The sequence below is a fragment of the Amycolatopsis sp. WAC 01416 genome (genome assembly GCF_003947485.1).
Lineage (GTDB): Bacteria > Actinomycetota > Actinomycetes > Mycobacteriales > Pseudonocardiaceae > Amycolatopsis.
Map to the genome: position 1 here is coordinate 25,108 of NZ_QHHX01000012.1, position 24,113 is coordinate 49,220.

The 24,113-nt window shown below is 68.6% G+C and carries 16 protein-coding genes and 1 tRNA gene; 6 read left to right on the top strand and 11 right to left on the bottom strand.

What is annotated here, in order from left to right:
• Nucleotides 1-3: 3 nt before the first annotated feature.
• Together DL990_RS34840 and DL990_RS34845 are read left to right on the top strand one after the other, a co-directional pair.
• Nucleotides 4-669, top strand: a complete 666-nt coding sequence (locus tag DL990_RS34840; protein WP_125786103.1) for a C39 family peptidase — start codon at nucleotides 4-6, stop codon at nucleotides 667-669.
• A gap of 104 nt (nucleotides 670-773) precedes the next feature.
• Nucleotides 774-1,730, top strand: a complete 957-nt coding sequence (locus DL990_RS34845; RefSeq protein ID WP_125786102.1) for a glycoside hydrolase family 6 protein — start codon at nucleotides 774-776, stop codon at nucleotides 1,728-1,730.
• A 263-nt stretch (nucleotides 1,731-1,993) separates the two neighbouring features.
• On the opposite strand, the gene otsB is transcribed toward DL990_RS34845, so the two are convergent.
• From otsB to DL990_RS34860, 3 genes are all read right to left on the bottom strand, one after another.
• Nucleotides 1,994-4,522, bottom strand: a complete 2,529-nt coding sequence (gene otsB, locus DL990_RS34850) for a trehalose-phosphatase (RefSeq protein WP_125801268.1) — start codon at nucleotides 4,520-4,522, stop codon at nucleotides 1,994-1,996.
• Between the two features lie 54 nt (nucleotides 4,523-4,576).
• Nucleotides 4,577-6,028, bottom strand: coding sequence for a trehalose-6-phosphate synthase (locus DL990_RS34855; RefSeq protein ID WP_125786100.1), 1,452 nt, complete (start codon nucleotides 6,026-6,028; stop codon nucleotides 4,577-4,579).
• Between the two features lie 81 nt (nucleotides 6,029-6,109).
• Nucleotides 6,110-7,675, bottom strand: coding sequence for a threonine/serine exporter ThrE family protein (locus tag DL990_RS34860; protein WP_125801269.1), 1,566 nt, complete (start codon nucleotides 7,673-7,675; stop codon nucleotides 6,110-6,112).
• 149 nt (nucleotides 7,676-7,824) lie between these two features.
• On the opposite strand from DL990_RS34860, the gene DL990_RS34865 reads away from it, so the two are divergent.
• From DL990_RS34865 to DL990_RS34875, 3 genes are all read left to right on the top strand, one after another.
• On the top strand, nucleotides 7,825-9,393 hold the full coding sequence (locus DL990_RS34865) for an alkaline phosphatase (RefSeq protein WP_233620669.1): 1,569 nt from the start codon (nucleotides 7,825-7,827) through the stop codon (nucleotides 9,391-9,393).
• A 44-nt stretch (nucleotides 9,394-9,437) separates the two neighbouring features.
• Nucleotides 9,438-9,510: transfer RNA gene (locus DL990_RS34870), tRNA-Thr, on the top strand.
• A 912-nt stretch (nucleotides 9,511-10,422) separates the two neighbouring features.
• The gene (locus DL990_RS34875; protein ID WP_125786081.1) at nucleotides 10,423-10,860 is read left to right on the top strand and encodes a hypothetical protein; all 438 of its coding nucleotides are present in this window, start codon (nucleotides 10,423-10,425) and stop codon (nucleotides 10,858-10,860) included.
• A 918-nt stretch (nucleotides 10,861-11,778) separates the two neighbouring features.
• On the opposite strand, the gene DL990_RS34880 is transcribed toward DL990_RS34875, so the two are convergent.
• The 7 genes from DL990_RS34880 to DL990_RS34910 all read right to left on the bottom strand — a co-directional run bounded on the left by DL990_RS34880 (nucleotide 11,779) and on the right by DL990_RS34910 (nucleotide 20,835).
• Nucleotides 11,779-13,908, bottom strand: coding sequence for a DUF3488 and transglutaminase-like domain-containing protein (locus DL990_RS34880; protein ID WP_158632687.1), 2,130 nt, complete (start codon nucleotides 13,906-13,908; stop codon nucleotides 11,779-11,781).
• Complete coding sequence (locus DL990_RS34885; protein WP_125801270.1) at nucleotides 13,905-15,026, bottom strand: DUF58 domain-containing protein; 1,122 nt, start codon at nucleotides 15,024-15,026, stop codon at nucleotides 13,905-13,907. Before DL990_RS34885 ends, DL990_RS34880 begins: the two co-directional genes overlap by 4 nt.
• 2 nt (nucleotides 15,027-15,028) lie before the next feature.
• On the bottom strand, nucleotides 15,029-15,988 hold the full coding sequence (locus tag DL990_RS34890; RefSeq protein ID WP_125786078.1) for a MoxR family ATPase: 960 nt from the start codon (nucleotides 15,986-15,988) through the stop codon (nucleotides 15,029-15,031).
• A gap of 463 nt (nucleotides 15,989-16,451) precedes the next feature.
• Entirely contained in the window at nucleotides 16,452-16,772 is a 321-nt protein-coding gene (locus tag DL990_RS34895) for a hypothetical protein (RefSeq protein ID WP_125786077.1), read from the bottom strand.
• A gap of 5 nt (nucleotides 16,773-16,777) precedes the next feature.
• Nucleotides 16,778-19,525 carry a Hint domain-containing protein gene (locus DL990_RS34900; protein ID WP_125801271.1) on the bottom strand — a complete coding sequence of 916 codons (2,748 nt, stop codon included), beginning with the start codon at nucleotides 19,523-19,525 and terminating at the stop codon, nucleotides 16,778-16,780.
• A gap of 181 nt (nucleotides 19,526-19,706) precedes the next feature.
• A complete protein-coding gene (locus DL990_RS34905; protein ID WP_125786075.1) occupies nucleotides 19,707-20,027 on the bottom strand; it encodes a hypothetical protein in 321 nt (106 codons plus the stop codon).
• 4 nt (nucleotides 20,028-20,031) lie between these two features.
• Nucleotides 20,032-20,835 (bottom strand): TMF family protein, encoded by an 804-nt coding sequence (locus DL990_RS34910; protein WP_125801272.1) that lies wholly within the window; start codon nucleotides 20,833-20,835, stop codon nucleotides 20,032-20,034.
• A 159-nt stretch (nucleotides 20,836-20,994) separates the two neighbouring features.
• Here DL990_RS34910 and DL990_RS34915 point away from each other — a divergent pair, with 159 nt between their 5' ends.
• Nucleotides 20,995-22,257: a protein kinase gene (locus DL990_RS34915; RefSeq protein ID WP_125801273.1), complete on the top strand. Its 1,263-nt coding sequence runs from the start codon at nucleotides 20,995-20,997 to the stop codon at nucleotides 22,255-22,257.
• Here the strand turns inward: DL990_RS34915 and DL990_RS34920 are convergent, their stop codons facing one another.
• A complete protein-coding gene (locus tag DL990_RS34920; protein ID WP_125786071.1) occupies nucleotides 22,258-24,075 on the bottom strand; it encodes a fibronectin type III domain-containing protein in 1,818 nt (605 codons plus the stop codon).
• Nucleotides 24,076-24,113: the final 38 nt, after the last annotated feature.

Consider the following 24,113-nt stretch of genomic DNA (forward strand, 5'->3'; position numbering starts at 1 on the left):
ACCATGCGTCGACTCAGGACCGCGGTCGTCGCCGCGCTCGCGGTGTCCGCACTGATCACCGCGCCGGCGGTGGCCGTCGCTCAAGGTGAGAACGTCGTACCCGCGCCCGGCTTCGTGAATTCGATGGCGCCGCCCGCCAAGGTCGAAGGGGTCCGGGCCGCCGCGGAGCTCAACATCCAGTACCAGATCCAGGAGACCGGGTACTGGTGCGGCCCGGCCGCCACCCGCATCGCCATCTCGGCGAAGAACGGCAACCCGCCGAGCCAGCAGCAGCTCGCGAACGAGCTCCCGACCAGCACCAACGGCACCGACTGGATCGGGCAAGTCACCCGCGTCCTCAACAACCACGTCGCCGGTGGCTGGTACGAGACCAAGGAGATGCCGAACGACCCGCCGACCCAGGCGCAGCGCGACCTCCTGTGGCGCGACATCGTGCTGGACGTCGACAAGGGCTACGCGATCGTCGCGAACATCGTCGCCCCGGCGAACAACCACCCGCCGGGCTACCCGAACTACACGATCTACCACTACTTCACGATCATCGGCTACAACAGCGACAACATGACGGTGAAGATCGCCGACCCGGCCAACTTCGGCGGCAACCAGATCTACTGGCTCACCTTCAACCAGCTCGCCACCCTGATCCCGCCGAAGGGCTACTCGGCCTGACCCCTTCGCCATTCGGCACCTACTTGCGGCGTGAAGTGTCGCAAGCAGGTGCCGAATGGCCGGGTTGTACGAATCTTGTACGGGAGGGCTCGAAGCTGGTGTCCATGCGCATCAAGACGCTCGGTCTGGTGGCCGCTTCGTTGCTGGCCCTCATCGCCGCGCCGGCCCAGGCCGCCGACGGCAACCCCCTTGAGAAGACCAACGGCTTCTACGTCGACCCGAACTCCAACCCCGCCGCCTGGGTGAAGAACAACCCGGGCAGCACCGCCGACAAGATCAAGGCCGCCATCTCCACCAAGGCGGGCGCGCGCTGGTTCGGCAACTGGAGCGGGAACATCACGACGGCCGTCGACGGCTTTACCTACGCCGCCGACGTCGCGGACAAGCTGCCGATCCTGGTCGCCTACAACATCCCCGGCCGCGACTGCGGCGGTCACTCCGGTGGCGGCGCGGGCAGCCCGGAGGCGTACCGCACCTGGATCTCGAACTTCGCCGACGGCATCGGCGGCAAACCCGCGGTCGTCGTCATCGAGCCGGACGCGCTCGCGCAGGTCGACTGCCTGCCCACCGGTGAGCGCCAGACCCGCCTCGACCTGCTCAAGTACGCCGCGGAGCAGTTCGCCGCGAAGGCCCCGAACACCTGGGCGTACATGGACGGCGGCAACTCGACCTGGATCCCGGCCGCGACCATGGCCGACCGGCTCAACGCCGTCGGCGTGAAGTCGATCCGCGGTCTCGCGATCAACGTGTCGAACTACAAGACCACCACCGACTCGGCGAACTACGGCAAAGCCGTCAGCGCGGCGCTGTCGAGCAAGTACGGCTACACCAAGCCGTTCACGATCGACACGAGCCGCAACGGCAACGGCCCGCTTGGCTCCGAGTGGTGCAACCCGGCCGGGCGCAAACTCGGGGCGACCTCGCAGACCGGCGGCGGCGCCGAGATGCTGCTGTGGGTCAAGGTGCCGGGTGACTCCGACGGCAAATGCGGCATCGCGCCGAACGTCGAAGCCGGTCAGTTCAGCCCCGATCTGGCCCTGCGCCTGATCAGCGGGACCTGACCTCTCCCCTCAAGACCCGTCGCGCCGGCTGTTCGTCTGTGACTTTCGTTCTCCCGAGAAGGCGAAGGCCACGACCCCTTGGACAGCAGCCGGCGCGACGCCTCCATCCCCCGGAAAGGCCCCCTTCCCTCGGCTCAGCCGAGAGAAGGGGGCCTTTTCGTCGCTGTCCACAAAGGACACTGTCTCGAAGGGATCGTGAGTGATCAGGACGGTTCTAGCCGTCCTGATCACTCACGACACCCTTTCCTCGCTACTTGAGCGGGCTACCGGGAAAGCAGGTTCGCGCAGCGGATCAGCCCGATGTGCGAGTACGCCTGCGGGTGGTTGCCCAGCGAGCGTTCCGCGATCGGGTCGAACTGCTCGGGCAGCAGACCGGTCGGGCCCGCGGCGTCGACGATCTGCGTGAACAGTTCCTCGGCCTCGGTGCGCCGCCCGGTGAGCAGGTACGCCTCGATGAGCCAGGCCGCGCAGATGTGGAAGCCACCCTCGCCGCCGGGGAGGCCGTCGTCGCGGCGGTAACGGTACACAGTGGACCCACTGCGCAGTTCCGCCTCGATCGCGGTCACCGTGGACTGGAAGCGCGGGTCGGCCGGGTCGATCAGCCCGGTCAGCCCGACGAACAGCGAAGCGGCGTCGAGGTCCGTTCCGTCGTAGGCGGTGGTGAAGGCCTGGACCTCTTCGTTCCAGCCCTTGTCCAGCACGTCCGCGGCGATCTCGTCACGCAGCGAAGGCCACGCGCCAGGAACCGTCCGGCCGTAGACCTCGCCCAGTTTGATCGCCCTGTCGATGGTCACCCAGCACATCACCCGCGAGTACACCCGGTGGCGCGGCACGTGCCGCTCCTCCCAGATGCCGTGGTCCGGCTCGTTCCAGCGCCGCGTGACGGCCTCGGCCATCGCGCGCACCATCTGCCAGTCCTCGTCGCGCAGTTCGCCGCGCGCCTCCGCCAGCGTCTGCACGAGTTCGACGACCGGGCCGAAAACGTCCAGCTGTACCTGGTGGTTCGCGAGGTTGCCGACGCGGACCGGCCGCGAACCGGCGTATCCCGGCAGCGATTCGATGACCGCTTCGGCGCCGATCACGCTGCCCGCCAAGGTGTACAGCGGATGCAGCCGCTCCGGACCGGCCAATGTGGACAGCACGCCGTGCAGCCAGCGGAGGTAGCCTTCGGCCTCGTCGGTCGAGCCGAGGTGGACGAGTTCGCGCACGGTCATGGCCGCGTCGCGGATCCAGCAGTAGCGGTAGTCCCAGTTGCGGACGCCACCGATCTCCTCCGGCAGCGAAGACGTCGCCGCCGCGAGCACGCCACCGGTGTCGGCGTTGACCAGGCCACGCAAGGTCAGCGCCGAGCGGCCGACGAGGTCGGTCTGGACGCTGGGCAGTTTGAGCGTCTGCGCCCAGGTGCTCCAGTAGTCGCCCGCACGCGAGCGTCGCTCCACTTCGGACAGTTCGTGCGCGCCGAGATCCGAGGTGCCGCAACGGAGTTCGAGCACCACCGGATTCTCCGGGGTGGGAGTGACGAGCGCCGTCGCGGTGTCGTTCATCCCGTCGGAGGTGATCTCCCACTCCACGCCCGGCGAACGCAGCGCGAACGGTTCCGAGGTGCCCTGCACCAGGATCCCGTCCTCGTCGGCGACCAGCTTCACCGGCACACCACCGAATTCGGGGCGCGGCGCGAAAACGATCTCAGCGGCCGTCTCGCCCGAGATCACGCGGACGAGATCCGTGCGGTGCGCGGGGCTCTCCGGCTCGAGGTAGTCGGTGACGAGCAGTCGCGACCAGCGGGTCTCGACCGTCATCGTGTTCGGCAGGTAACGCTGCCCGAGCGGCAGGCCGTTGCGGTGCGGCTTGATCGAGAAGTGACCGGCACCGGCGCCGCCGAGCAGATCCGCGAAGATCGCGGGCGCGTCGGGGCCGGGGTGGCACAGCCAGGTCAGCCGGGCGTCCGGCGTGACGAGCGCGACCGAGCGTTCGTTGGCCAGCATGGAAAGCCGCTCGATCGGCGGGGCCTGCTCGCCGTAGAGCCAGTTGCGCCGCTCTTCGAGGAGGAAGGCGAGCGCCATCGCGACGTCGACGGTGTCCGGAACGCGGTACTGCGCGAGGCTTTCCCCGTCGCCGACCTTCACGCCGAGGTCCGGGCCGGAGATCCGGGCGAACGCCTTCTCGTCGGTGACGTCGTCGCCGAGGAAGATCGCCGCCGTCGCGCCGACCTGGTGACGCAGGGTGTCCAGCGCGCGACCCTTGTCCGTCTGGACGACCGCGAGCTCGACGACCTCCTTGCCGTCGGTCGTGGACACGCCCTCCCACTTCGACGGTCCATTGTGGACATCACGAAGGACCCGGCGGCCCGCCTCGTGCTCGGCGCGGCGGACGTGCACCGCGATGCTCGCGGGCTTGACCTCGAGCGAGACGCCCGGCACGTCGAGCACCAGGTTCTCCAGCTCGGCTTCAAGCCGTCTGTGGAGCTCGCGGGCCTTGTCGTCGAGCGCGTGGATGAAGCCGATGTCGAACTCGGATCCGTGACTGCCGACCAGGTTCACCTCGGCCGGGAGACGGGACAGGGTGGCGAGATCGCGCAGCGCACGGCCGGAGATGACCGCGGTGGTCGTCTCGTGCAGGCCGGCCAGCGACCTGAGCGCGCCTACCGATTCGGGCAGCGGCCGGGCTTCGTCCGGATTGGCCGTGATCGGAGCGAGCGTGCCGTCGTAGTCGCAGGCGACCAGCAGCCGCGGCGTGCGCGCGACCTGGACAATCGCGCGCCTCAGCTCGGCGGGCAGTGCCTCGGCGGTCAACGATTTCTCCTCGGGAGCGTAGCGGGGGACTGGATGGTGTTTATGGAGACACAGTCAGTCGGCCGGTTCGGCACCAAGCGCCTGGAGGAACGAGCGCGCCCAGCGGTCGACGTCATGCGTGAGGACCTGTCGACGCATGGCGCGCATACGGCGGCGTCCCTCTGCGGGGTCGAGCGTAATGGCAGTCTCCAAGGCGTTCTTCACCCCGTCCAGGTCATGCGGGTTGACCAGGAGTGCACTGGTCAGCTCCGCCGCGGCGCCGGCGAACTCCGAGAGCACGAGCGCGCCACCCAGTTCGTGGCGGCAGGCGACGTACTCCTTGCAGACGAGGTTCATCCCGTCACGCAGGGGAGTGACCACCATGACGTCGGCCGCGGAGAAGAACGCGGCCAGCTCCGTCCGGTTCACGGACTGATGCAGATAATGCACGACCGGGTGACCCACGCGGGCGAATTCGCCGTTGATCCTGCCGACCATCTGCTCGATGTCGCCGCGCATCCGCTGGTAGTGCTCGACCCGCTCGCGGCTCGGCGTGGCCAGCTGGACGAACGTGACGTCCTCCGGGCGGACGCGGCCTTCGTGCAGCAACTCGTGCAGCGCCTGCAACCGCAGGTCGATGCCCTTCGTGTAGTCGAGCCGGTCGACGCCGAGCAGGACCTTCTTCGGATTGCCCAAGTCGCGGCGCAGCTGGGCGGCGCGTTCGGCGACGCCCTTGGTCTTGGCGAGTTTGTCGAGGCCGATGGCGTCGATGGAGATCGGGAACGCGCCGACCCGCACGGTGCGGTCGCCGACCTGCATCAGGCCGGGGCGGGTGCGGATGCCGACCGCGCCGCGGCTGGACTCGAGACCGGCCAGCTGCCGCGCCAGCCAGAGGAAGTTCTGCGCGCCACCCGGCCGGTGGAAGCCGACGAGGTCGGCCCCGACCAGGCCGCGGACGATCTCGGTCCGCCACGGCATCTGCATGAACAACTCGACCGGGGGGAACGGGATGTGCAGGAAGAAGCCGATCCGCAGGTCGGGGCGCAGTTCGCGGAGCATCGCCGGTACCAGCTGCAACTGGTAGTCCTGGATCCACACGGTCGCGCCCTCGGCGGCGACCTTCGCGCTCGCCTCGGCGAAGCGCCGGTTCACCCGGACGTAGGACTCCCACCAGCTCCGGTCGAACACCGGCCTGGCCACCACGTCGTGGTACAGCGGCCAGAGCGTCGCGTTGGAGAAGCCCTCGTAGTAGTCGCGAACGTCGTCCGAGGTCAGGGAGACCGGGTGGAGGACCAAGCCGTCGTCGTCGAACTCCTCGACCTCGACGTCGGGCACGCCGGGCCAGCCGACCCAGGCGCCCTTGCGTGAGCGCAGGAACGGTTCGAGCGCCGACACCAGCCCGCCAGGGCTCGCCGTCCAGCGCCTGCTCCCGTCGGCGGTCCGTTCGAGGTCCACCGGGAGCCTGTTCGCCACCACCACGAAATCCGCGGAGGCCGTTCTGCTCGTCTCGGCAATCACTTCGTCCACCAGCCGCTCCCTCGATTCGCGGGTCGCTGCCCTAAGCGGAAACCCTATCGCGCGAGGAGGCCGCGGCCCGTCGGCGAGCGATCACTCCAAGCGTCGTTCGGCGGGTTCCATCGGACCCGCCATTCGCGGTCCGGCGAACTTGCGTTCGAGCCTGCCGAGCCCCGTCCGCACCGGTTGCGCGAGGTATTCGCCGAGTACCACGCCCGCTGCCAGGGCAAGCCCGATCGCGACCGCGGTCATCAGCGTCGAGATGTTCCCGCCGGGCTCGACGCCCAATTGGTATAGACCACGATAGGTGGAGAGACCGGGGAGGAGGGGCGTGATGCCGGACACAGCCACCACGAGCGGCGTCACCTTGAGCCGCCTGGCGAGCACGCCACCGCAGAAACCGACCAGCGTGGCGGCGACGGCGGACGAGCTGACGGCCTGGAAGTCGGTCAGCATCAAGGCGCCGTACACCGCGCCGCCGATGGCGCCCGCCGCACCCGCGACGATCATCGCGCGCAGCGTCGAATACGAGGCGAGCGCGAAGCAGGCCGACGCGCCGATGCTGCCGACGACGATGATCGGAAGTTGCTGCGGCGTCGAGGAGACGACCTCGGGCAGCGGCGTCAGCGGCAGGCCGAGCAGTACCGCGATCTTCAGCGCGAGCACCACCCCCGCGATCAGCCCGGCACTCATCAACGCGGTTTCCATCGTGCGCCCGGCCGCCGTGACGTAATAGCCGGTGATGGCGTCCTGCACGGCGGAAACCGTGGAAAGACCGGACAGCAGCACGGTGACGGCCGCCGCGACGACCAGCGTGGGTTTGTCCGTGGTGAGCAGGTCACTGCTGACGATCGCCATCGCGGACAGGGTCGCGAACAAGCCGCCGATCACCTGCTGGAAGAAGAACGGCAGCGCGAAGCGGTTCAGCAGGCGGCCGAGCCGGTCGATGGCCGCGCTGATCACCAGCGCGACCAGCGCGACGTCGATGCTGCCGCCGAGGATCAGGGTGATGAACGCGGCCAGCCCGCCCCAGGCGGCCGTGGCCACCCAACGGGGGTACGGGTGCGGCGCGGTCGTGAACCGCTGAAGTTCCTGCTGCGCCTCTTCGGCGGCGATGTTCCCGCGGACGATCCGGCGGACCAGCGTCTCCGTCTGGGTGAGCCGCGTGTAGTCGAGGCTGCGCGAACGGACCACGCGCAGCGCCGTCACCGGTGCCATGTCGGTGCCGCGGTGGCAGGTCACCGTGATCGACGTGAAGATCACGTCGACCTCGCAGTGCGGAAGGCCGAGCGCGGAGGTCAGCGCGATGATCGTCGCGGTGACGTCGGAAGCGCCGGCGCCGCTCGACATCTGGACCTCGCCGATGCGCAGGGCGAGGTCCAGGACGAAGTTGACCGTCGAGTCGTCGGGCGGCTTCGGGCCCATCGCCTCGTCGCTCTCGACGGCGGGCTGCTCGGCCGTCGGGGCTTCGAGGATCTGCCAGGCGCGGCGGCGCAGCAGATTCGGCCGGTGCGAGCGGGCCTGGTGGATCGATCGCTCTCCGTCACGCTGGCGCGGGGCCTCCAGCAGCCATTCGCCGCGTTCGGGTGTTTCGTCCTGGTTCTTTTCGGCACCACGTTCGCCGCGCTGGGCTCCCTTGGTGTGCTCGTTGATCTTCATGATCGATCCACCTCCTCACTCTCTTCGCCGGTACATTCCCGAGGAGCATCGGGGGCGGTGGCCCGACCGTTGCAGGAAACCCGAAGTGGCGTCCACCACGTCAGAGGAAGATCATCGTCACTCGGCGGGTTTGCGGCACACTGCATGCCATGGCGTCCTCCGTGAGCAGGCGATCCGTCCTTCGGGCGGCCGGTTTCACCGCGGCCGGGACGGCGGCGACATTCACCCTTTCGGGGGCATCTAGCGGGGCGGAGGCCCCGGTTTTCGCGCACGGCGTGGCCTCCGGCGACCCGATGCCCGATTCGGTGCTTCTCTGGACCCGGGTCACGCCCTCGGCCGAAGCCGTTCCGGGATCCGGAAAAGGGGCACCGGTGGACGTCCGGTGGGAGGTGGCGAAGGACGCCGGATTCGCCGGCGTCGTCGCGCGCGGTCACCTCCGGACCGGGCCGGAACGTGACCACACGGTGAAGGTGACGGCGGAGGGACTGTGCGCGTCGACGGCGTACTGGTACCGCTTCACGGCTCAGGGGAAGGTCTCGCAGACCGGGCGGACACGCACCGCGCCTTCGCACGACGAGGACGTCGCGAGCCTGCGATTCGGCGTGGTCTCGTGTGCCAATTGGGCAGTCGGTCACTTCGCCCCCTACGGCTATTTGGCCGACCGTGACGACCTCGACGCCTTCATTCACCTGGGTGACTACCTCTACGAAGGGAATCCCAACCCTGCGGGTGATCTCCGGCCTTCGGTACCGCCCAACGAGTTGATCACCCTGGGGGACTACCGGCAACGCCACGCGATGTACAAGACCGACGAGCACCTCCGACGGCTGCACGCCCGTCACCCGATGGTCGCGACCTGGGACGACCACGAGGCCGCCGACAACGCTTGGTCCGGCGGGTCGCCGTCACACGACCCGGCGACCGAGGGTGACTGGCGCGACCGGATGCGGGCCGCGCACCAGGCGTACTTCGAATGGATGCCGGTGCGGCACCGCGGCGACCGGCTGTACCGGCGGCTGAAGTTCGGGACGCTGGCCGACCTCACCATGCTGGACCTGCGGACGTACCGGACCCGGCAGCCCGGCGCGGCTTCGGCGGAGGGCACCATCCTCGGCGCCGAGCAACGGCGGTGGTTCCTGGACGGCCTCGCACGCGGGACGGCGTCCTGGAACCTGATCGGGAACTCGGTGATGGTCACGCCGATCAAGATCCCCGCGCTGCCGACCCGCGAACGGCTCGCGCTCGACGACCTGCTCGACGGCCAGCCGACCACGGTGAACACCGACCAGTGGGACGGCTACACCGAAGATCGCCGCCGGGTCCTCGACACGATCGCCGCACAAGGCCGGGGCAACACGGTGTTCCTGACCGGCGACGTCCACTCTTCGTGGGCGAACGACGTGCCGCGGGACGGGACGAGCGTCGCGGTGGAGTTCGTCTGCCCGTCGGTCACCTCGGACAACATCGACGAGCAACTCGGTGTCCCGCCGCGGACCGGCTCGCTGAAGGTCGAGGCCGCGATCCGCGCGCTGAACCCGCACGTGCGCTTCGTGGAACTCGACTCGCACGGCCCCGGCGTCCTCGAAGTGACACCGGACGCCGTCCGGATGAACTGGTACTACGTCATCGACCGCCGCGACCCGGCGACCGCCGTGACGTTCGCGCACGCCTTCCGGACCGTCGCCGGCGAGCCCCGGGTGCGCCCTGCGACGAGCTGAACGGGCGCCGATATACTGGGCTCGCCCGGGCTGCCCTGGGCAAGGCCGCTATAGCTCAGCTGGTAGAGCATCTGTCTTGTAAACAGAAGGTCAGGGGTTCGAGCCCCCTTGGCGGCTCAAGATCAACATGATCGTTGACCTGCTGATTCGTCGCGTTATGTGAGCGTTGTTCATATTTTCCTCGGCGTCATTGGGCTCCGTTTCGTCTCCGTTTTCACAGCCGTGCCGATTTTGGGTCGAGTCTGCCTGCGGTACGGACGATGTCTGGGCAGGATGAGGCGGGCGCTCAGGACGTGCCTCCCTGGGCTCTGGCGAGGCATGCTGTCTCGCGTGGGCAGAGGTCCACGCCGCGAGCGGCTCAGGTTCAGGCAAGAGGCCGATGGAGCGAGCACGCGCGAGTTCTTGAGTGTCGTCCGGTTTGGGCTGGGGCTGGCGGTTGAGCCCGGCCAGCACCGCGGGCGGGTCCCGAGCCAGTCCTGGTCACCGAAGTAGGCCAGGCAGTGGCGACGGCGGCGCGCTTGGCATTGAACGTCGCCGGGGCCGCGTCTCCCCACGCGGTGCGGATGTTCGGGCGCAGCCCGTTCGCGACCGCCGCCGACGGCGAACTCGCCAAGGTGTGCGATCCCGGCGAAGGCAGTGGGCAGTGCGGAGGTGTAGGAGCGGACGGTCTCCGGCGAGGTGATGCGGCCGGATCGGCCTCGCCGCCCGGCGAGGTGCCGCAGGAACGAGGCGAGCGCGTCGGCCGCCGGCACGCCGGAGGACGTCTCTCCGCGGCGACGGCGAGGTGCCCTTCGGCGCCCACCGGGCCCTCGATTACCTAGTTGTCAGCTAATACCCGCGAAAAGGGTGGCTCCCGCGAACGCGCTCCCGCAGGAGCCGTTCCGGCCAATTGTCAGATAATACGTCATTATCTGACAATTGGCCGGAACTGTGGGCGATGGAGGTTTTCGCTGTGCCGCAAAGGCCTGGCCAGACCAGCCGCTTGCTCCCACTCTCCTGGAGGTACTTCCACGACACAGGAGAAACACCATGATGAAGAACCGCATGTTCGCCGGCCTGGCGATCGTGGCGTTCGCTGCCACTGCCTTCTCCGCTCCGGCCCTCGTCACCACGACAGCCCAGGCCGCAGATGCCCAGGCATCCTGCCGCGGTCGCGCAGAAGGTGCTTGGAATGTCCCCGGTGATGGCGACCCGGCTGGGACGGTTCGCTGGCACGACTACAACCAGGACACCGGAGACGACCAAGACAACTTCGAACTCGCCGACAAACCTGGCGACGGAAAGTCCGTCTCCCTCCGGGTGAAGAACCACGCCACCGGGAAGGAGTACTACGAGCACATCTACAGCGGCGCCACCGTGTGCATGGGCGTCGGAAACGTTCCCAACGGCGACTACGTGTACTGGTCCGCGTGTAGCTGGGACGATGGTGCGATCGTCGAGTGCCGAAGCGGCACGATCACCGAATAGCAGGCAAAGTGGCGGCGACGTCGAGGGTGGTGAGGCCTCGCCGCTACATTCCCGCCGCTACGAATGCATGCTCGAGACCTGCCGCGGAATCGTCACCATCCGCAAAGCCACCCACGGTCGGGGCAGCGGCCTCGACGTCCAGCGATTTCCCGGCCATCGTTCATCAACCCCCGGCGTGACGTCGCGGGGCCAACCACCAGCTGCTCTCTGGAAAAGTTGCCACGAAGGCCCAGCGTGGTGACCACGCCGGGACCTTCGGGCCTGGTTGAGCAAGTCGGACAGCAGCGTCGCGGGAAGCTGAGCGGCCAGATCGATCAGCGCGGTGTTGCGGCTCAGCCTCGCCCGGATGCCCAGCCGGTTCAACCGCCGCATGAGTTGCCGGGCGCTGATCGGGCGGCCGGGTGCGCCTCCCGGCAGGAGCCAGGCCGGCTCCATCGTGCGGCCCACGACAGCGCGTCCGCGGCGACGGTCGACAAGGTCCATCATCAGCGCGTTCGGGGAGACGGCTTCGGGAAGCTGACGCCGGCCGTGACGGTGCTCCGGTCGGACGGGCACCTCGCGATAGCCGCACTGGTTTGGGTTATGCAGCCTGCGGCCTGGATATTCGAGCGTTATTGGTGGCTGCCCCTTGTCGTGGACAGTCGTTGCCCGCCTTTCGGTGGCGTGGCGGCGAGGAATTCGTAGGCTCACGCAGGCGTCAACGGTCGATCTGTTCTCGCTGTAGGCGGCTGATGTCGGTCCCGCTGGTGACAGGTGGCGTTGGTAGTCGATCAGGCTGGTACTCGTCGATATGCGTTCGGGCGATCTACGTGTGCGCTTGGTCAGTGGGCTCCGTTTTCACCGCTGTGCCGAAAGTTGCGGCTTCGGGTGCGTGTGGCCACGCCTCGGAGGCGTAAGACAGGGCGGACCGCCCCGCGTTCACCGAGCGGGCAACAAAGTGCGGGGGCTCACGGCGGCACGTAGCCGCGCGCGCAGGCCACGCTTGGCCAGGCCGCGTCGGACTTCCCGCACCGCTGCCCACGCCTGCGGCCCGGAGTGTGGACCGGTGCCCACGCCCGACCACAGTGCGACGTCCACTGTGGACGCCAACAGGTGCAAGCCGTCTACTGTGGACTGGTCGACGGTGCCGTGAGCGACCGCCGCCAGGTCGCGGACCGTCATGCCCGCGGTGCACGGGACGCGGTGCTCGCGTAGCCGATCCTTGGCCTCCCGGCAGGCACCGAGTACCGCGCCGATGCCCGGCTGACGTCGCCGCCGCCACGTACGCGCACCCTTGGCCAGCGGGATCCCGGCGAACCACGCCACCACCAGCGCCGCGAGCGCGACCAGGACCGGACCGAACGGGAACGTCCAGCCGCCGTCTCCGGTGCCGTCGTCCCCGGGGCCGGAATCGCCGCCGGGCAGCGGCCGGTCCTGTAGCTGCTCGGCCGGTGGCAGCTGCGTTCGAGCTTGCGCGGTCACCGCCGCGAGGCTGTTCGCGCTACCGGTCGCGGTGCGCGCCGCGCCCGTCGGATCCAACGCCACCCAGCCGACGCCGGACACGGCGACCTCCGGCCAGGCCACGACATCGCCGTTGTGGACGGTGTAGTCGCCGTCGGCATCCGGTTTGTCAGGTGTCCGGAAACCGACCACCAGCCGGGCCGGGATGGCGAGGGTCCGCGCGAGCGCGACGTACGCGCTCGCGAACTGCTCGCTCGTGCCCAGTTTGGTCTCGAAGAGGAACTTCCGCAGTTGCGGCCAGCTGTGCCCGCTCGGCAGGTCGGCTCCGGTGGCCAGCCGGTAGTGCTCGCGCAAGAACCGCTCCAGCGCGAGCGCGATCCTGAAGCTGGGACGCAGCCCGCCGACGGCTCCACGCGCGAGCTGACCGACTTCCGGTGGCACGTCGCCGATGCCCGCGAGACCGCCGGGAGCGGAGGAGTCGAGCGCCGCGTCGAGCAGATCCGCCGGGCGGATCTCCGGTGACCACCAGCTCAAGGTGTACCGCTGTGGGCCGTCATTGGGGCGTGGCAGCCAGAGGCTGCCCTGCGATTCCTCGACCAGCGGCGCGATCCCGCCGACCGCGGCGGGCCACGTCTGGCTGGGCAGCCACGGACCGGCCAGGCCGCTCGTGGTGATCGTCGCCGACCGCCGGTGCGTGGGCACGGCCACCGCCGGACCGGGCGCGAGTTCGGTGCCGAGCCGCCGGTAGCGGCTGCCGGGGCTCCAGTTGACGCCGTCGAAGTCGTCGAAGGCGACCAGTGGCCAGCGGTCGGTGTCGGCGTCGCCGCGGAAGGAGAACACCGGCGTGTCCGGATGTTCCAGCCGGTAGGCCAGGTCGTCCAGCGGGTTCGCGACTCGCGCGTCGAGTTCGGCGAGCTGATCCTGTTTCAGCGAGTAGGCCGGACCGGGAGCGGGCACGAGCAGGTTCGCGACGAGCGCGCCGGTGACGCCGAGCACGAACGCGGGCACAGCCAACGCCAGCACGGACACCTTCCTGCGGTGACCTTCCACGTCGGCCTGCGGCATCAGGACGAACACCCCGCCCGCGACAGCCGCGTACCCGAGCCCGCCGAACAGGGCCGGGAATCCGGACGTCGCCTGGTAAAGCTGGCTCACCACCACGACGGTAAAGCTCGGAAGGAGCGCCAGGATCGGCCGCCTCAGCCGGAGCAGCTCGACACCGAGCACCCCGGCCAGCAGCACCAGCAACGGGACGAACAGCAGCGTGGACGGCTCCGGTCGCGCCGGCCAGGTCGACTGCAGCGCGAGCCGCCAGGATTCGGTGACGCCGTCCGCGAGCGCGGAAAACGTTGCCCCGGTGGGAAAACCGGTGGCTGTCGTCGAGTAGAGCACGGTCTCGACCACGCCGGCCAGCCCGACGATCAGCAGCAGCAACGTCCGCCACGGCACCAGGGATTCCCAGCGTGAGCACAGCTCGGTGACGCCGAAGGCCAGTATCAGCGGGACGCCGATAGGTGCGAGCAACGCCGTCACGCCGAACACCGGGGCGAAGAACAGTCCCGCGACCGCGGCGGCCAGCAGGATCAACGCGGTGGTGAGGCGGTTCATCCCACCACCTCGTTCCATCTGCGGACCGCGTGCGCGGCGTCGGCGGCACAGATCACGCGGACGCCAGGAACGGCGATCGGCTCGGCCGCCGCGAGGTCGACGAGGAAGAGCGAGGAATAGCGTGGCCGCAAGGTGGTCAGCCCGTCGACCCTGCCGGTGGTGACGGCCATCAGACAGCCGCCCTGGTCACGTGCGGCCGCCAGCTCGCGGGTCACGAGCGTTTCCCCGGTGTCCTGGCCGATCTGGCACAGCTCGTCGAGCAGAAGCCGCGAACCGAGCGGGCCGCCGGCGGTGGTGAGGTCGAGACCACTGGAACCGACGAGCCGGGTGTGATGCCCGGCCATCGCGGACGCGTGCAGCACCGACGCTGCGAGGTCGACCGCTTCTTCGAAGACCTCGGGTGTGAAGGACGATCGGCGGGTGTCGAGCAGAAGTGTGAACCGCGGCTGCTGCGGATCGGCGTAGTCGCGGACCATCATCCGGCCGGTCCTCGCGGTGGCCTTCCAGTGCAGGTGCCGGACTTCGTCGCCTGGCTGGTACTCGCGGACGTCGCGCAGATCGAGTGAGCCGCGCAGCGAGTCGGTCGTCCTTCCGTCGTGGTGATGGCGCGGGTAGCCGCCGATCAGGGCACGGGCGGGATGACGGCGCGGATGCACCCAGAGTTCCGCGGTCTCCCCGGCTGAAAGCCGGTTCCTTGCCAAGCCGAACGGGTCCACCCGGTGCAGCGTCAGCGGTCCGACCGGGAGCCTGCCGCGGCGGCCGGTCGGCAGTTCGTAGCGGTAGGTGGCTTCGGCGTTCTGAGCGAGCGACCGGACTCGGACGGTCTGGACGGCGGCGCCTGCCTTGTCCCAGGCGTCGAACCCGCGCTGGCGACGTCCGGCGAGGTTGCGGACTGTCAGCTTCGCGAGCGCCGGGCGTCCGCGTTCGACGCGGTCCGGATATATCTCGCGGGAGACGTCGACGCGCAGGCCGCGTGCGGTGACGACGACCGCGGCGGCCACCACGGCGAGCCCGACCGCGCCCATGACGCGGAACAGCGGATAGCCCGCCCACTCGGCGACCGCGAGCAGCAATATCGACACCACGAGCAGGACCACACCGCGGGCGGTCAGCCGCATGGTCAGCGGCCCGCGTGGTTCATCGCCGGCGCCGGGACGGACGCGAGCACTTCGGCCACGATGTCCGCGGGGCCGCGCAGGTTGAGCTCGGCCTCCGCGGTGAGCACGAGCCGGTGTGCGAGGACCGGGACGGCGACTTCCTTGATGTCGTCGGGAGTGACGAACTGGCGGCCTCCGGTCGCGGCGATCGCTTGCGCGGCCCGGACGAGCGCGATGCTGCCACGCGGGCTCGCACCGAACCGGACGGCGGAGTGCACTCGGGTGGCCGCGGCGATCCGGGCCGCGTACTCGCAGACGGCCTGATCGAGGTGGCCGGCGCGGACTTCGGCGATGGCGTCGAGCAGCGTCGGGATGTCGACCACGGCAGGCAGGTCGTCGGCGGAGACCCCGGCGCAGTCACCCATGATCACCATGACCTCGGATTGCAGATCCGGGTAGCCGACCGAAAGCCGCATCAGGAACCTGTCGAGCTGGGCCTCGGGCAGCCGGTAGGTGCCCTCCATCTCGATCGGGTTCTGGGTGGCGATGACGAGGAACGGCCGTGGCACCTCGTGCCCGACGGCGTCGACCGTGACCCGCCGCTCGGCCATCACCTCGAGCAGCGCGGACTGCGTTTTCGGGGTACCGCGGTTGATCTCGTCGGCGACCACGATATTGGAGAAGACGCCGCCGGGATGGAACGCGAACCGCTCGTCCTTCTGGTGGTAGACGGTGACGCCGGTGATGTCGCCGGGAAGCAGGTCCGGGGTGAACTGGATCCGGCTCCAGCTGCCGCCGATACTGCGGGCGAGGCAGCGGGCCAGCGTTGTCTTGCCGAGGCCGGGCACGTCTTCGATGAGCAGGTGTCCCTCGGCGAAGAGCGCGGCCACGGCGAGCCGGACGACCTCCGGCTTGCCGCGGATCACCCCCTGGATGTTCGCCGCGATCAGTTCGAAGGCCTCCCCGGCCTTGGACTTGCTCACCTTGCCCCCTGCGAAGTCGATCCCGCCGGACCGTTCGGCTCATCATGCCACCGGCTCAGCGTAATCGGCTAGGTACAGGAAAGGGATATCCCCAGTACATCGGTGGCTTGGGGTCGTGAGTGTTTTGTGTCGTTAGAACGAATCGTGTTCCAGGTACCTACGGCGGGCGGCGTGCCGGGATCGCAGGTCCGTGAAGGGCTCCTTCCCTACTCTGAGGGTAGGGAAGGAGCCCCTCACGGCATGCTGGGCTGAGCTTGGCCCGGCGTGAGGCAGGGCGGGCAGGAACGCCATCTTGAGCCCCGGCACTACAGCGACAGCGCGTGAAGGCCCCTTCCCCAGTACATGAAGGAGGCCTTCATGTACTTCACTTCACGCAAGAAGCGCCGCAGGCCACGCAGTAGGTACTTAAGAGGAGGCTCGCCAGAACGACACAAAACACTCACGACCATCTGAGTCTGCCTTCTCAGCCGCTGGTGGCCTTGGTGATCCCGTCGGACACGCGCTGTGCGAGCTGCTGGAACTTGGCCCACGAGTCCTGATCTTCGTCCCAGTCGTACATCGTGCGCTTGCAAATGGTCCGGTAGAACGGATGAGCGGGGTCGGCGGCCATTTCCCGCATCAAACTCGCCACCTCGACGGCGCGATCACCGAGGATGTGCACCATCCGTTCCGCGGACTCGTCGGCTTGTTCCTCCAGGTTGTCGTGGATGAACAATTCGAGCTCGTCGGAGTTGTAGTACGAGATGAACTCGTTGAGCAGCGCGTCCTGTGGGGTAGGTGTCATTGGTCTCACGGCTCCGGGTAGTAGGTGACTGGGCGCCACTCGTTCGTGCTCGGTACGTACTCGTAGCTCACAGTGGCGGTCATTTGGGGTCCTACGACGAGATCGGAAATGCGTTCGCCGTTCGCGTCCAGCACGGGGGGACTACTCGGCCCGCCGACCCGGCGCGCGACTTGCGCTGACTCGCCGAACCCCCGAAGGTCGTTCGTGGTCACACTCACCGGGTGCCGGACCGGTCTCCCGGTAACCGGATGCACATAGAGCTGTTGACCTGTCACGGGATCAGTGTAGGAAGGCACCTTGCCATCGCGGAGGTGAGCTTCGAGCTCGGTGCGCCCCCGCCCCAGCGCTTCAGCTTCTGCTTGTGCGCTGCGGAACCGGGAGGCGCGGCCGGCTTTCGCAGGCAGCCCATCCGGGGCTATGCCGGTGCGTACTCGCGTGGCCTGCTCCGCGTCCGTCGTTTGGTAGCCATGTCTGCTGTGACCGTGACCCTCCTGCGCGGCGTTCGGATGCGGGTTCTCCAGTGGTTGATCGACATCGGAGACCGACTGCTCGGCACGCCGGCGAGATTGGTCCGCCTGCCATTGCTCCCGGGTCATGGACCGGGCGGAATCGCTGGAGCAGTCCTCGCCACCCGCGTTGTGGGTGAGAACGTCTTGGCCGCCGACGTTGACGTAGTACGTGTGCAGGCCCTCGACGGTGAGGTTGTGCACCTGCTGCCGTTGTGTCCACTCGTGCACGGCGACGACTTCCAGCAAGCGGCCGTCGGGGGCGCGGAGCAGGTTGCCGCGGCCCAGGTCTTCGGCGTCGGTCCAGCGGCCGGTGTCGGCGACCCAGAACGGGTGTTCGTCAGTAGCGGTGACGGTGCCGGTGGCGTTGCCCCGGTCGCCGTCGGTGTCGACGGTGATCCGTACCAGTTCCTTCAGGCCCTGGCCGGGAATGAGGTCGATCACCGGTCGGGCCTCGGTGAGGCCGGTGACGGGGTCGGTGGAGAGTACGCGGTCGCCGAGGGTGACTTGTTCGATCGGTTTGTAGGTGCCATCGGCCAGCAGGACGGGAGTGCCGGGTACGAAGCTGTTCGGCGTAAGGCACCGGGTATCCGCGTCTGCTTTGTCCCGCGCCTTTCCGGCTTCCGGCGTGCGGTCGCTCGGCCGCTGCCTGGATTTGCCGGCGTCGGACGTCCGCGACGACGGAGTGTCGGTGTCCCGCCGGGATGTGTCGGCCGGGCGACGGGCAGGGGAGCTGGTGCGGGGCAACGTGGGCAGTTGCGTCACCGGGTTCGGGAGCACCCTGCTACCGCGCCGATCGCCATCGTTCGGTGAGCGGGAAGCTGTCCCGGATGCGGTCGTGCCCGCTTCGGAGCCTTGAGTGCCGGCCGACGGCGCACTGTCGGCTCGATCGGGCGGATTCTGTTGGTTCGGTGTCCCAGTGACACTGTCCGGGCGGGTAGGGGGGCTTGCCGTCGCCGATTCCTTGCCGGACTCACTGTCCGGGCGCGGCCTGGCGATGGTGCCCACATCGGGTCCCCGCCCTCCGGACAACGCCTCGGTCGCGTTGAGCGCTCTCTTGCTGACGCCGACACCGGGGATGAACATGGTGCCGATGTCGACCGCCGCCCGGCCGGCGACACGTTCCGGCTTGTCGCTGTTCCAGTCCTCCTTGTAAGGACGGATGACTTCTTCCACCACTTTGCCGGGATCTCGCACTACCGCGGCGACCGCCTCACCGCGTTCCTTGATGCGTTTGTCGGCCGCGCGCCACTCCTCACTGTCCGGATCAGCCTCGGACCACGTCGTGGCGTCCTGGTTCGCCCGAATGAAGCCTCCGACAGCGGCCGGAACCGACTCCAAACCCTCCACGATGGTTTCCCGGGCCTCGTCGAGCACGTTGCCGGCGACATGGTCCTTCGGGTCCTTATCCTTACCGACCTTCATCAGTTTGCGTAGGTCTACCGGTTGGCCCGAGCCGCCTTTGCCGCCTACGGGAATGCTGCGGCGTGGTGCGGGGTTTTCTCTTGGTTTTTCTGTCTTGGGTTCTTCGGCTTTGCGTTGTGCTTGTTCGGCTTGTCGTCGTTTGTCCGTGTTTTTGCCGTTTTCCCGTATTTTGCGTAGGTCTACTGGTTGGCCTGTGCCGCCTTTGCCGCCTGCGGGAATGCTGCGGCGTGGTGCGGGGTTTTCTCTTGGTTTTTCTGTCTTGGGTTCTTCGGCTTTGCGTTGTGCTTGTTCGGCTTGTCGTCGTTTGTCCGGGTTTTTGCCGATTTCCCGTATTTTGCGTAGGTCTACTGGTTGGCCTGTGCCGCCTTTGCCGCCTACGGGAATGCTGCGGCGTGGTGCGGGGTTTTCTCTTGGTTTTTCTGTCTTGGGTTCTTCGGCTTTGCGTTGTGCTTGTTCGGCTTGTCGTCGTTTGTCCGGGTTTTTGCCGATTTCCCGTATTTTGCGTAGGTCTACTGGTTGGCCTGTGCCGCCTTTGCCGCCCACGGGAACACTGCGGCGTGGTGCGGGGTTCTCCCTCGGCTTCTCCGCCTTGGGTTCCTCGGCTTTCCGCTGCGCCTGCTCAGCCTCCCGCCGTTGGCCCGAACCTTTGGCAAGCTCGCGCACCTTGTGCAGGTCAACGGGGGCGCCCGAGCCACCTTTACCACCTGCGGCGGGAGCCGCCTCGGATTGTTGTGCGGCAGCGAGAACAAAGAGAACTGACAACGCTCCGCCTGACAGGCCATACAGTATCGACCTGGTCAGTGGACGTCCTGCGGTTTCCATCGGACCTCCTATTCTCGGCGCGCTTCGCGCCGCTGCACCCAATGAGAATTCGACTGCGCATTCGGTCAATGCCGAGGCTGGTCGAAGCGGGCGCACTTCTGCGCGTCGGGAATGGTAATGACGGTCAGAATCGTCATTACCACTCCCGATCCCCCTCTCCGAGACCTTCGCGATCCTCGGCTCAATGCTTCCGGTCGTAGATTTCTTCGGCCAATGAATGGCCCATCAGGCCGCCGAAGACGCCCGCCGCCACACCGACCACCAAGCCCATCGGTGACGCCACCACTACGCCCGCCGCGATGCCGAAGACCAACGAGCCCGTAGCGCCGCCGAGGCCGGTGTATGCGCCCAAGCTCAGCGGTTCGGTTTCGCTTGCGGGGTATTCCGCTTCATCTTCTGGGCAGGGCTCGAACTCGTCGAGAGGAGGTGGTGGCGCGTCTTCGCGCTCCCAGACGTCCTGCGGGATCACGATGTACCGGGTGGGTTCCAGCGTGGCGGTCATCGCGTCACCAGGCGTTGGCGGAGACGGTGCCGTTGGTCGACGTCGCGCTGGACCACGAAGAAGCGCCGTTGCCCGACGAGCTCGCCGTCTTCGTGACCGTGTTGCCCGACTTGTGCGTGGACTTCGAGGTCGTCTTTCCCTTCGTGCGAAGGGCCTCCAGGCGCTTCGCCAGATCGCCGGGGAGGTCGGCCTTCTTGATCCGGTCGTGCCTGGCCTTGTGGTCGTGGCAAGGTTTCTTGCCCGACGTCGGCTTCATCGACTCGCGCAGGTTCTTCAGGTCCTTTTCGGACTGTGCGAGCCGCTTCTTGGCGTCACGCAACGTCTTTTCGACGTTCTTGACGGTCTTGCGCGCGTCGTCGACGGCCTTGATCGCGGTGTCGAGTTTCGGCGTGGCAGGGGCGATGGTCAGCTTCACCGGAGACACCGTCGGCGCCTTGGCCGCCGCCTGCACCACGAACCGCTTCTGCTGAGGCGCCTGTCGCACCTTCTTCACCTGCGGCTTCGACAACGCGACCGGTACGGTCGCGCGATGGGCCGCAGCGGGCTTGACGTGATGCACAGGCTTGGGCGCGGCCGGCTGTGCGGGCGCCGTGTGTGCCTTCGGCAAGACGTTCACCGGCTTTGGCGCGACCGGCGCGGTCCCGGGCACAGGCGCCGGCGCGGGAACCGGCGCCGGTGCCGGTGCGGGGGCAGGGGCCGCACTGTCGGTCGAGCTGTCCACCAACGCGTTCGCCGTCGCCGGGCCGATCGCGGCGGTCGCCAGTCCGGCCACCCCGTAGACGGCCGCGCGCCGCAGATTCCGCTTCATGTTCGCCTCCTTTGGTCATGGGCGAGGGGAAACCACCGCCGCAGCGGCAAGAGTGACCCACCGGGGTCCATGACGAATACATCCGCGGTACATCGGGCGGAGGCGGCAATAACCGGACATGCTCGCCGTCGACGGCCCGCGGATGACAGACTGGGGACGATGGAAGACGACGAGCTGGTGCCGCTGGGCGAGGGCCCGTCCGCCACCGTGCTGGCCGGGATGGACGAGATGACCGGCGAGGCCTTCGCGCTCAAGGTGTATCCCGGTCGCGTCGACCGTCGCACCCGCGGTGAGCTGGAGAAGGAACTCTCCGCGTTGGACTCGCTGAGCGAGCTCGGCACGGTCCTCATCCCCGCCGAGGCGAAGGAACTGCCCGACGGCCGGTTCGCCGTCCGGATGGAACTCTGCACGCAATCGCTGGCCGAACTCGTCGGGACATTCGGGCCGCTTTCCATCCAGGACGTGCTTTCCCTGGGCGAAGCACTCGCGACGACGCTGGCCGCGGCGCACCAGGCGGGCGTCGTCCACGGTGGGATGACGCCCGGCAACGTCCTCTTCCGCGCGTCCGGTGCACCGGTGATGGCGGACTTCGGGCTCGCGCTGCGGCAGTCGTTCCCCGGCGATTCCGACGTCGGATTCCTCGCGCCGGAAACGATCACCGACGGCACCCGCGACGAACGTACCGATCTCTACGGCCTCGGCGCCCTGTTGTACTTCGCGCTCACCGGCCGTTCCCCTGCGCGGGAAGAGCCGGGCGACACCGTGGACGAGCTGACCCTGCGCGTGCTCAGCGGGCAGGCGGCGCCGATCGATCGGCCCGGCCTCCCCGCCGGTCTGGGCCCGCTTGTGGCCTCACTGCTGGCACGTGACCCCGGTGCCCGCCCGATCGACGCCACCCTGGTCGCCACCCGGCTCGGCGCGACGCCCGGCACCGCGGCCACTCCGCGCCCCCTTGGCGCGCCGATCCTCGACTATGGCCCGGAGCACGCGAAATCCCGCCGCAGGGGGAAAACCCGGCTGATCGCCGACGTCGAGGCCGGGGCCGTCGTCCTCGCCGCGGCGGTGGTTTTCGTGCTGCAGAACCGGCCGCGTGAGCTGAGCGTGCCGCCCGCGAGCGCCGACGCCGGGTCCAGCGCGCCCGCCACGACCGTCAATCCCGTGCGGCTCGACCTCGCCGATCCCGTCGATCACGGCAAGTACGTCCAACTCTCCTGGCGCAGCACCGAATCCACGCTGCACTACGCCGTCATCGTCGCGGGCGTGGATCTGCCACGGAAGACTCACTACGTCGAGAGCGGCACGGCGTACCGGGTCGATGTCGAGCCCGGACGGCAGTACTGCTTCGTCGTCCAGGCGACCGACGGCGTGCACTCCTACGAAAGCGAGAGCAAGGGCGTTCGCGGCGCCCGCTGCGTTCGCTAGCTAGCCCGACTTCCAGGTGATGACGTTGGACTTCACACCGGTGTCGGTGACCACCCACACCTGGTTGCCGACCTGACCGAAGTCGAACGCCTCGAAGGTGAGGTTCCCGCTGGCCGGGATGTCGCACCCGCGGCCCTCGTTGCTGTAGTCCGGATCGCTCGACCACGGCCTGACCTTGACGCGGGTGCCGGGGGTGAAGCCCTTCATCACCACGCGGATCTTGGCGCACGCCGGCGCCTCGCACGTCTCGTCGTAGGTCCCGGTCTTGCCGCGGCTGATGGTGATCGTCGGCTTCGGCCCCGCGGGCGGGGAGACCCTCGTCGTGGCCGGGGCGCCTCGTCCCGCGCGGTTCTCCGCCGTGACCGCGATCGTGTACGTCACGCCGTCGCGCAGGTTCGGGATCGACGTCGACCGAGCGCCACCGCCGAGCGCGGCCGAACCCGCGCCCGATCCGGACGACGGCGTCCACGACACTCGGTATCCCGTCACCGCCGCGCCGTTCGGTGCCGCCGCACCCCAGGTGACGCTCGCCGTCGTGCCCGCCAAGGTGGCGCGGAGACCGCTGGGAAGGCCGGGTGGGCTCGCTGCCAGCGCCTTGGGGGACGTCGCGGGTGGCTGCGGTTTCGGTTTCGGCTGCGACTGTGGCCGGTCGCCTCCGTTCCCCCGCTGCGGGGGGAGCTGGACCGTCGACGACGGGGGCACCGTCGTCGGCTGGGGGACCGGCGGCTTGTCGGCGGTCACCGCGACCTTCGCGACCGTGCCCTCCGGATCGACCACCAGGACGTGGTTGCCTTGCGCGCCTTCGATGTAGACCCGTTTGTCCTCGCCGCGCGAGAGCTTCGGCGACCCGTTCTCCGGCGGGATCGGCATCGAGTGCCGCGGCAGGCCGTCCGGGGAGTAGGTGACCACGGTGTTGCGGGTCAGATCGAGCAGGACGACCGCGGACGACGAAGCGGTCGGTCGCGAGTACTGGCCATCGGACAGGTCGATGGTCTTGGGAGGGCCGGGATCGCGCCCGGCGCTCAGGCCGCTCGCGTCGAGGAGGTACAGCTTGCGCAAGCCCGGCTCGAGGACCGCGATCCGTCCGGCCGCGTCGGCTGAGGCGATTTGCGCGCCCGCGCTGAACGACGCGTTCAAGGGCAGCGGCTTTCCGAGCCCGGCTTCGGTGACGGTCTGCAGGGTGCTCGCCGTGGTATCGACGAACGCCGGGGTGTCACCGACGACGGTCAGCGCACCGGTATGCCCGCGGGCGGCCTGCACGGTGCACCCGACGGCGCCGGCGCCCTTTGCCAGCCGGCACAGCTTCCCATCGCCCGTGCGCTGCAGCCAGACCGTGCCATCCGAGGTGGCGACCGGATCGCCGAGGGAGCCGCCCGTGTCGATCGACGTGAAGGCGTCGCCGAGCCGGACGACGCGCCCGGCCTCGCGGAAGACGAGGTAGGGCCCGCCCGCGGTTTCGAGCAGGAACGGCCGCTCCCCGGTCACCGGCTGGTCCACCGTGCGGCTCACCGTGAGATCGGACTTGCCGAACTCGATGATCCGCCGCTGGCCGACCACGTAGGCGCTCGTGTCGCCCTGGACCACGTCGGAGCCGGGTTCGAGACCCGGCACGGCGGCCTGGGCATCCACGCTCCGGTTGGCACCGTTGACGAGGAAGACCAAGCCGAGAGCGGGGCTGGCGACCCAATGGCCGGCTTGCGTGAGCCCCAAGCCGGGGACGGGTTTCACCGCTCCGGTGGCGACGGCGACGACGAGGGCCACGCAGGTCGCAGCCAGCACAGTGAGCGGCAGCCGCCGCTTGAATCCCCTCTCCGGCACCGTCCGATCATAGAAGAACGAGGTACAGAATGGAGCCG

Coding starts and splice junctions, on each gene's coding strand:
- DL990_RS34840 (WP_125786103.1), top strand. CDS start 4: ATGCGTCGACTCAGGACCGCGGTCGTCGCCGCGCTCGCGGTGTCCGCA.
- DL990_RS34915 (WP_125801273.1), top strand. CDS start 20,995: ATGGAAGACGACGAGCTGGTGCCGCTGGGCGAGGGCCCGTCCGCCACC.
- DL990_RS34845 (WP_125786102.1), top strand. CDS start 774: ATGCGCATCAAGACGCTCGGTCTGGTGGCCGCTTCGTTGCTGGCCCTC.
- DL990_RS34895 (WP_125786077.1), bottom strand. CDS start 16,772: ATGACACCTACCCCACAGGACGCGCTGCTCAACGAGTTCATCTCGTAC.
- DL990_RS34885 (WP_125801270.1), bottom strand. CDS start 15,026: ATGCGGCTGACCGCCCGCGGTGTGGTCCTGCTCGTGGTGTCGATATTG.
- DL990_RS34905 (WP_125786075.1), bottom strand. CDS start 20,027: ATGACCGCCACGCTGGAACCCACCCGGTACATCGTGATCCCGCAGGAC.
- DL990_RS34875 (WP_125786081.1), top strand. CDS start 10,423: ATGATGAAGAACCGCATGTTCGCCGGCCTGGCGATCGTGGCGTTCGCT.
- DL990_RS34865 (WP_233620669.1), top strand. CDS start 7,825: ATGGCGTCCTCCGTGAGCAGGCGATCCGTCCTTCGGGCGGCCGGTTTC.
- DL990_RS34880 (WP_158632687.1), bottom strand. CDS start 13,908: ATGAACCGCCTCACCACCGCGTTGATCCTGCTGGCCGCCGCGGTCGCG.
- DL990_RS34910 (WP_125801272.1), bottom strand. CDS start 20,835: ATGAAGCGGAATCTGCGGCGCGCGGCCGTCTACGGGGTGGCCGGACTG.
- DL990_RS34860 (WP_125801269.1), bottom strand. CDS start 7,675: ATGAAGATCAACGAGCACACCAAGGGAGCCCAGCGCGGCGAACGTGGT.
- DL990_RS34900 (WP_125801271.1), bottom strand. CDS start 19,525: ATGGAAACCGCAGGACGTCCACTGACCAGGTCGATACTGTATGGCCTG.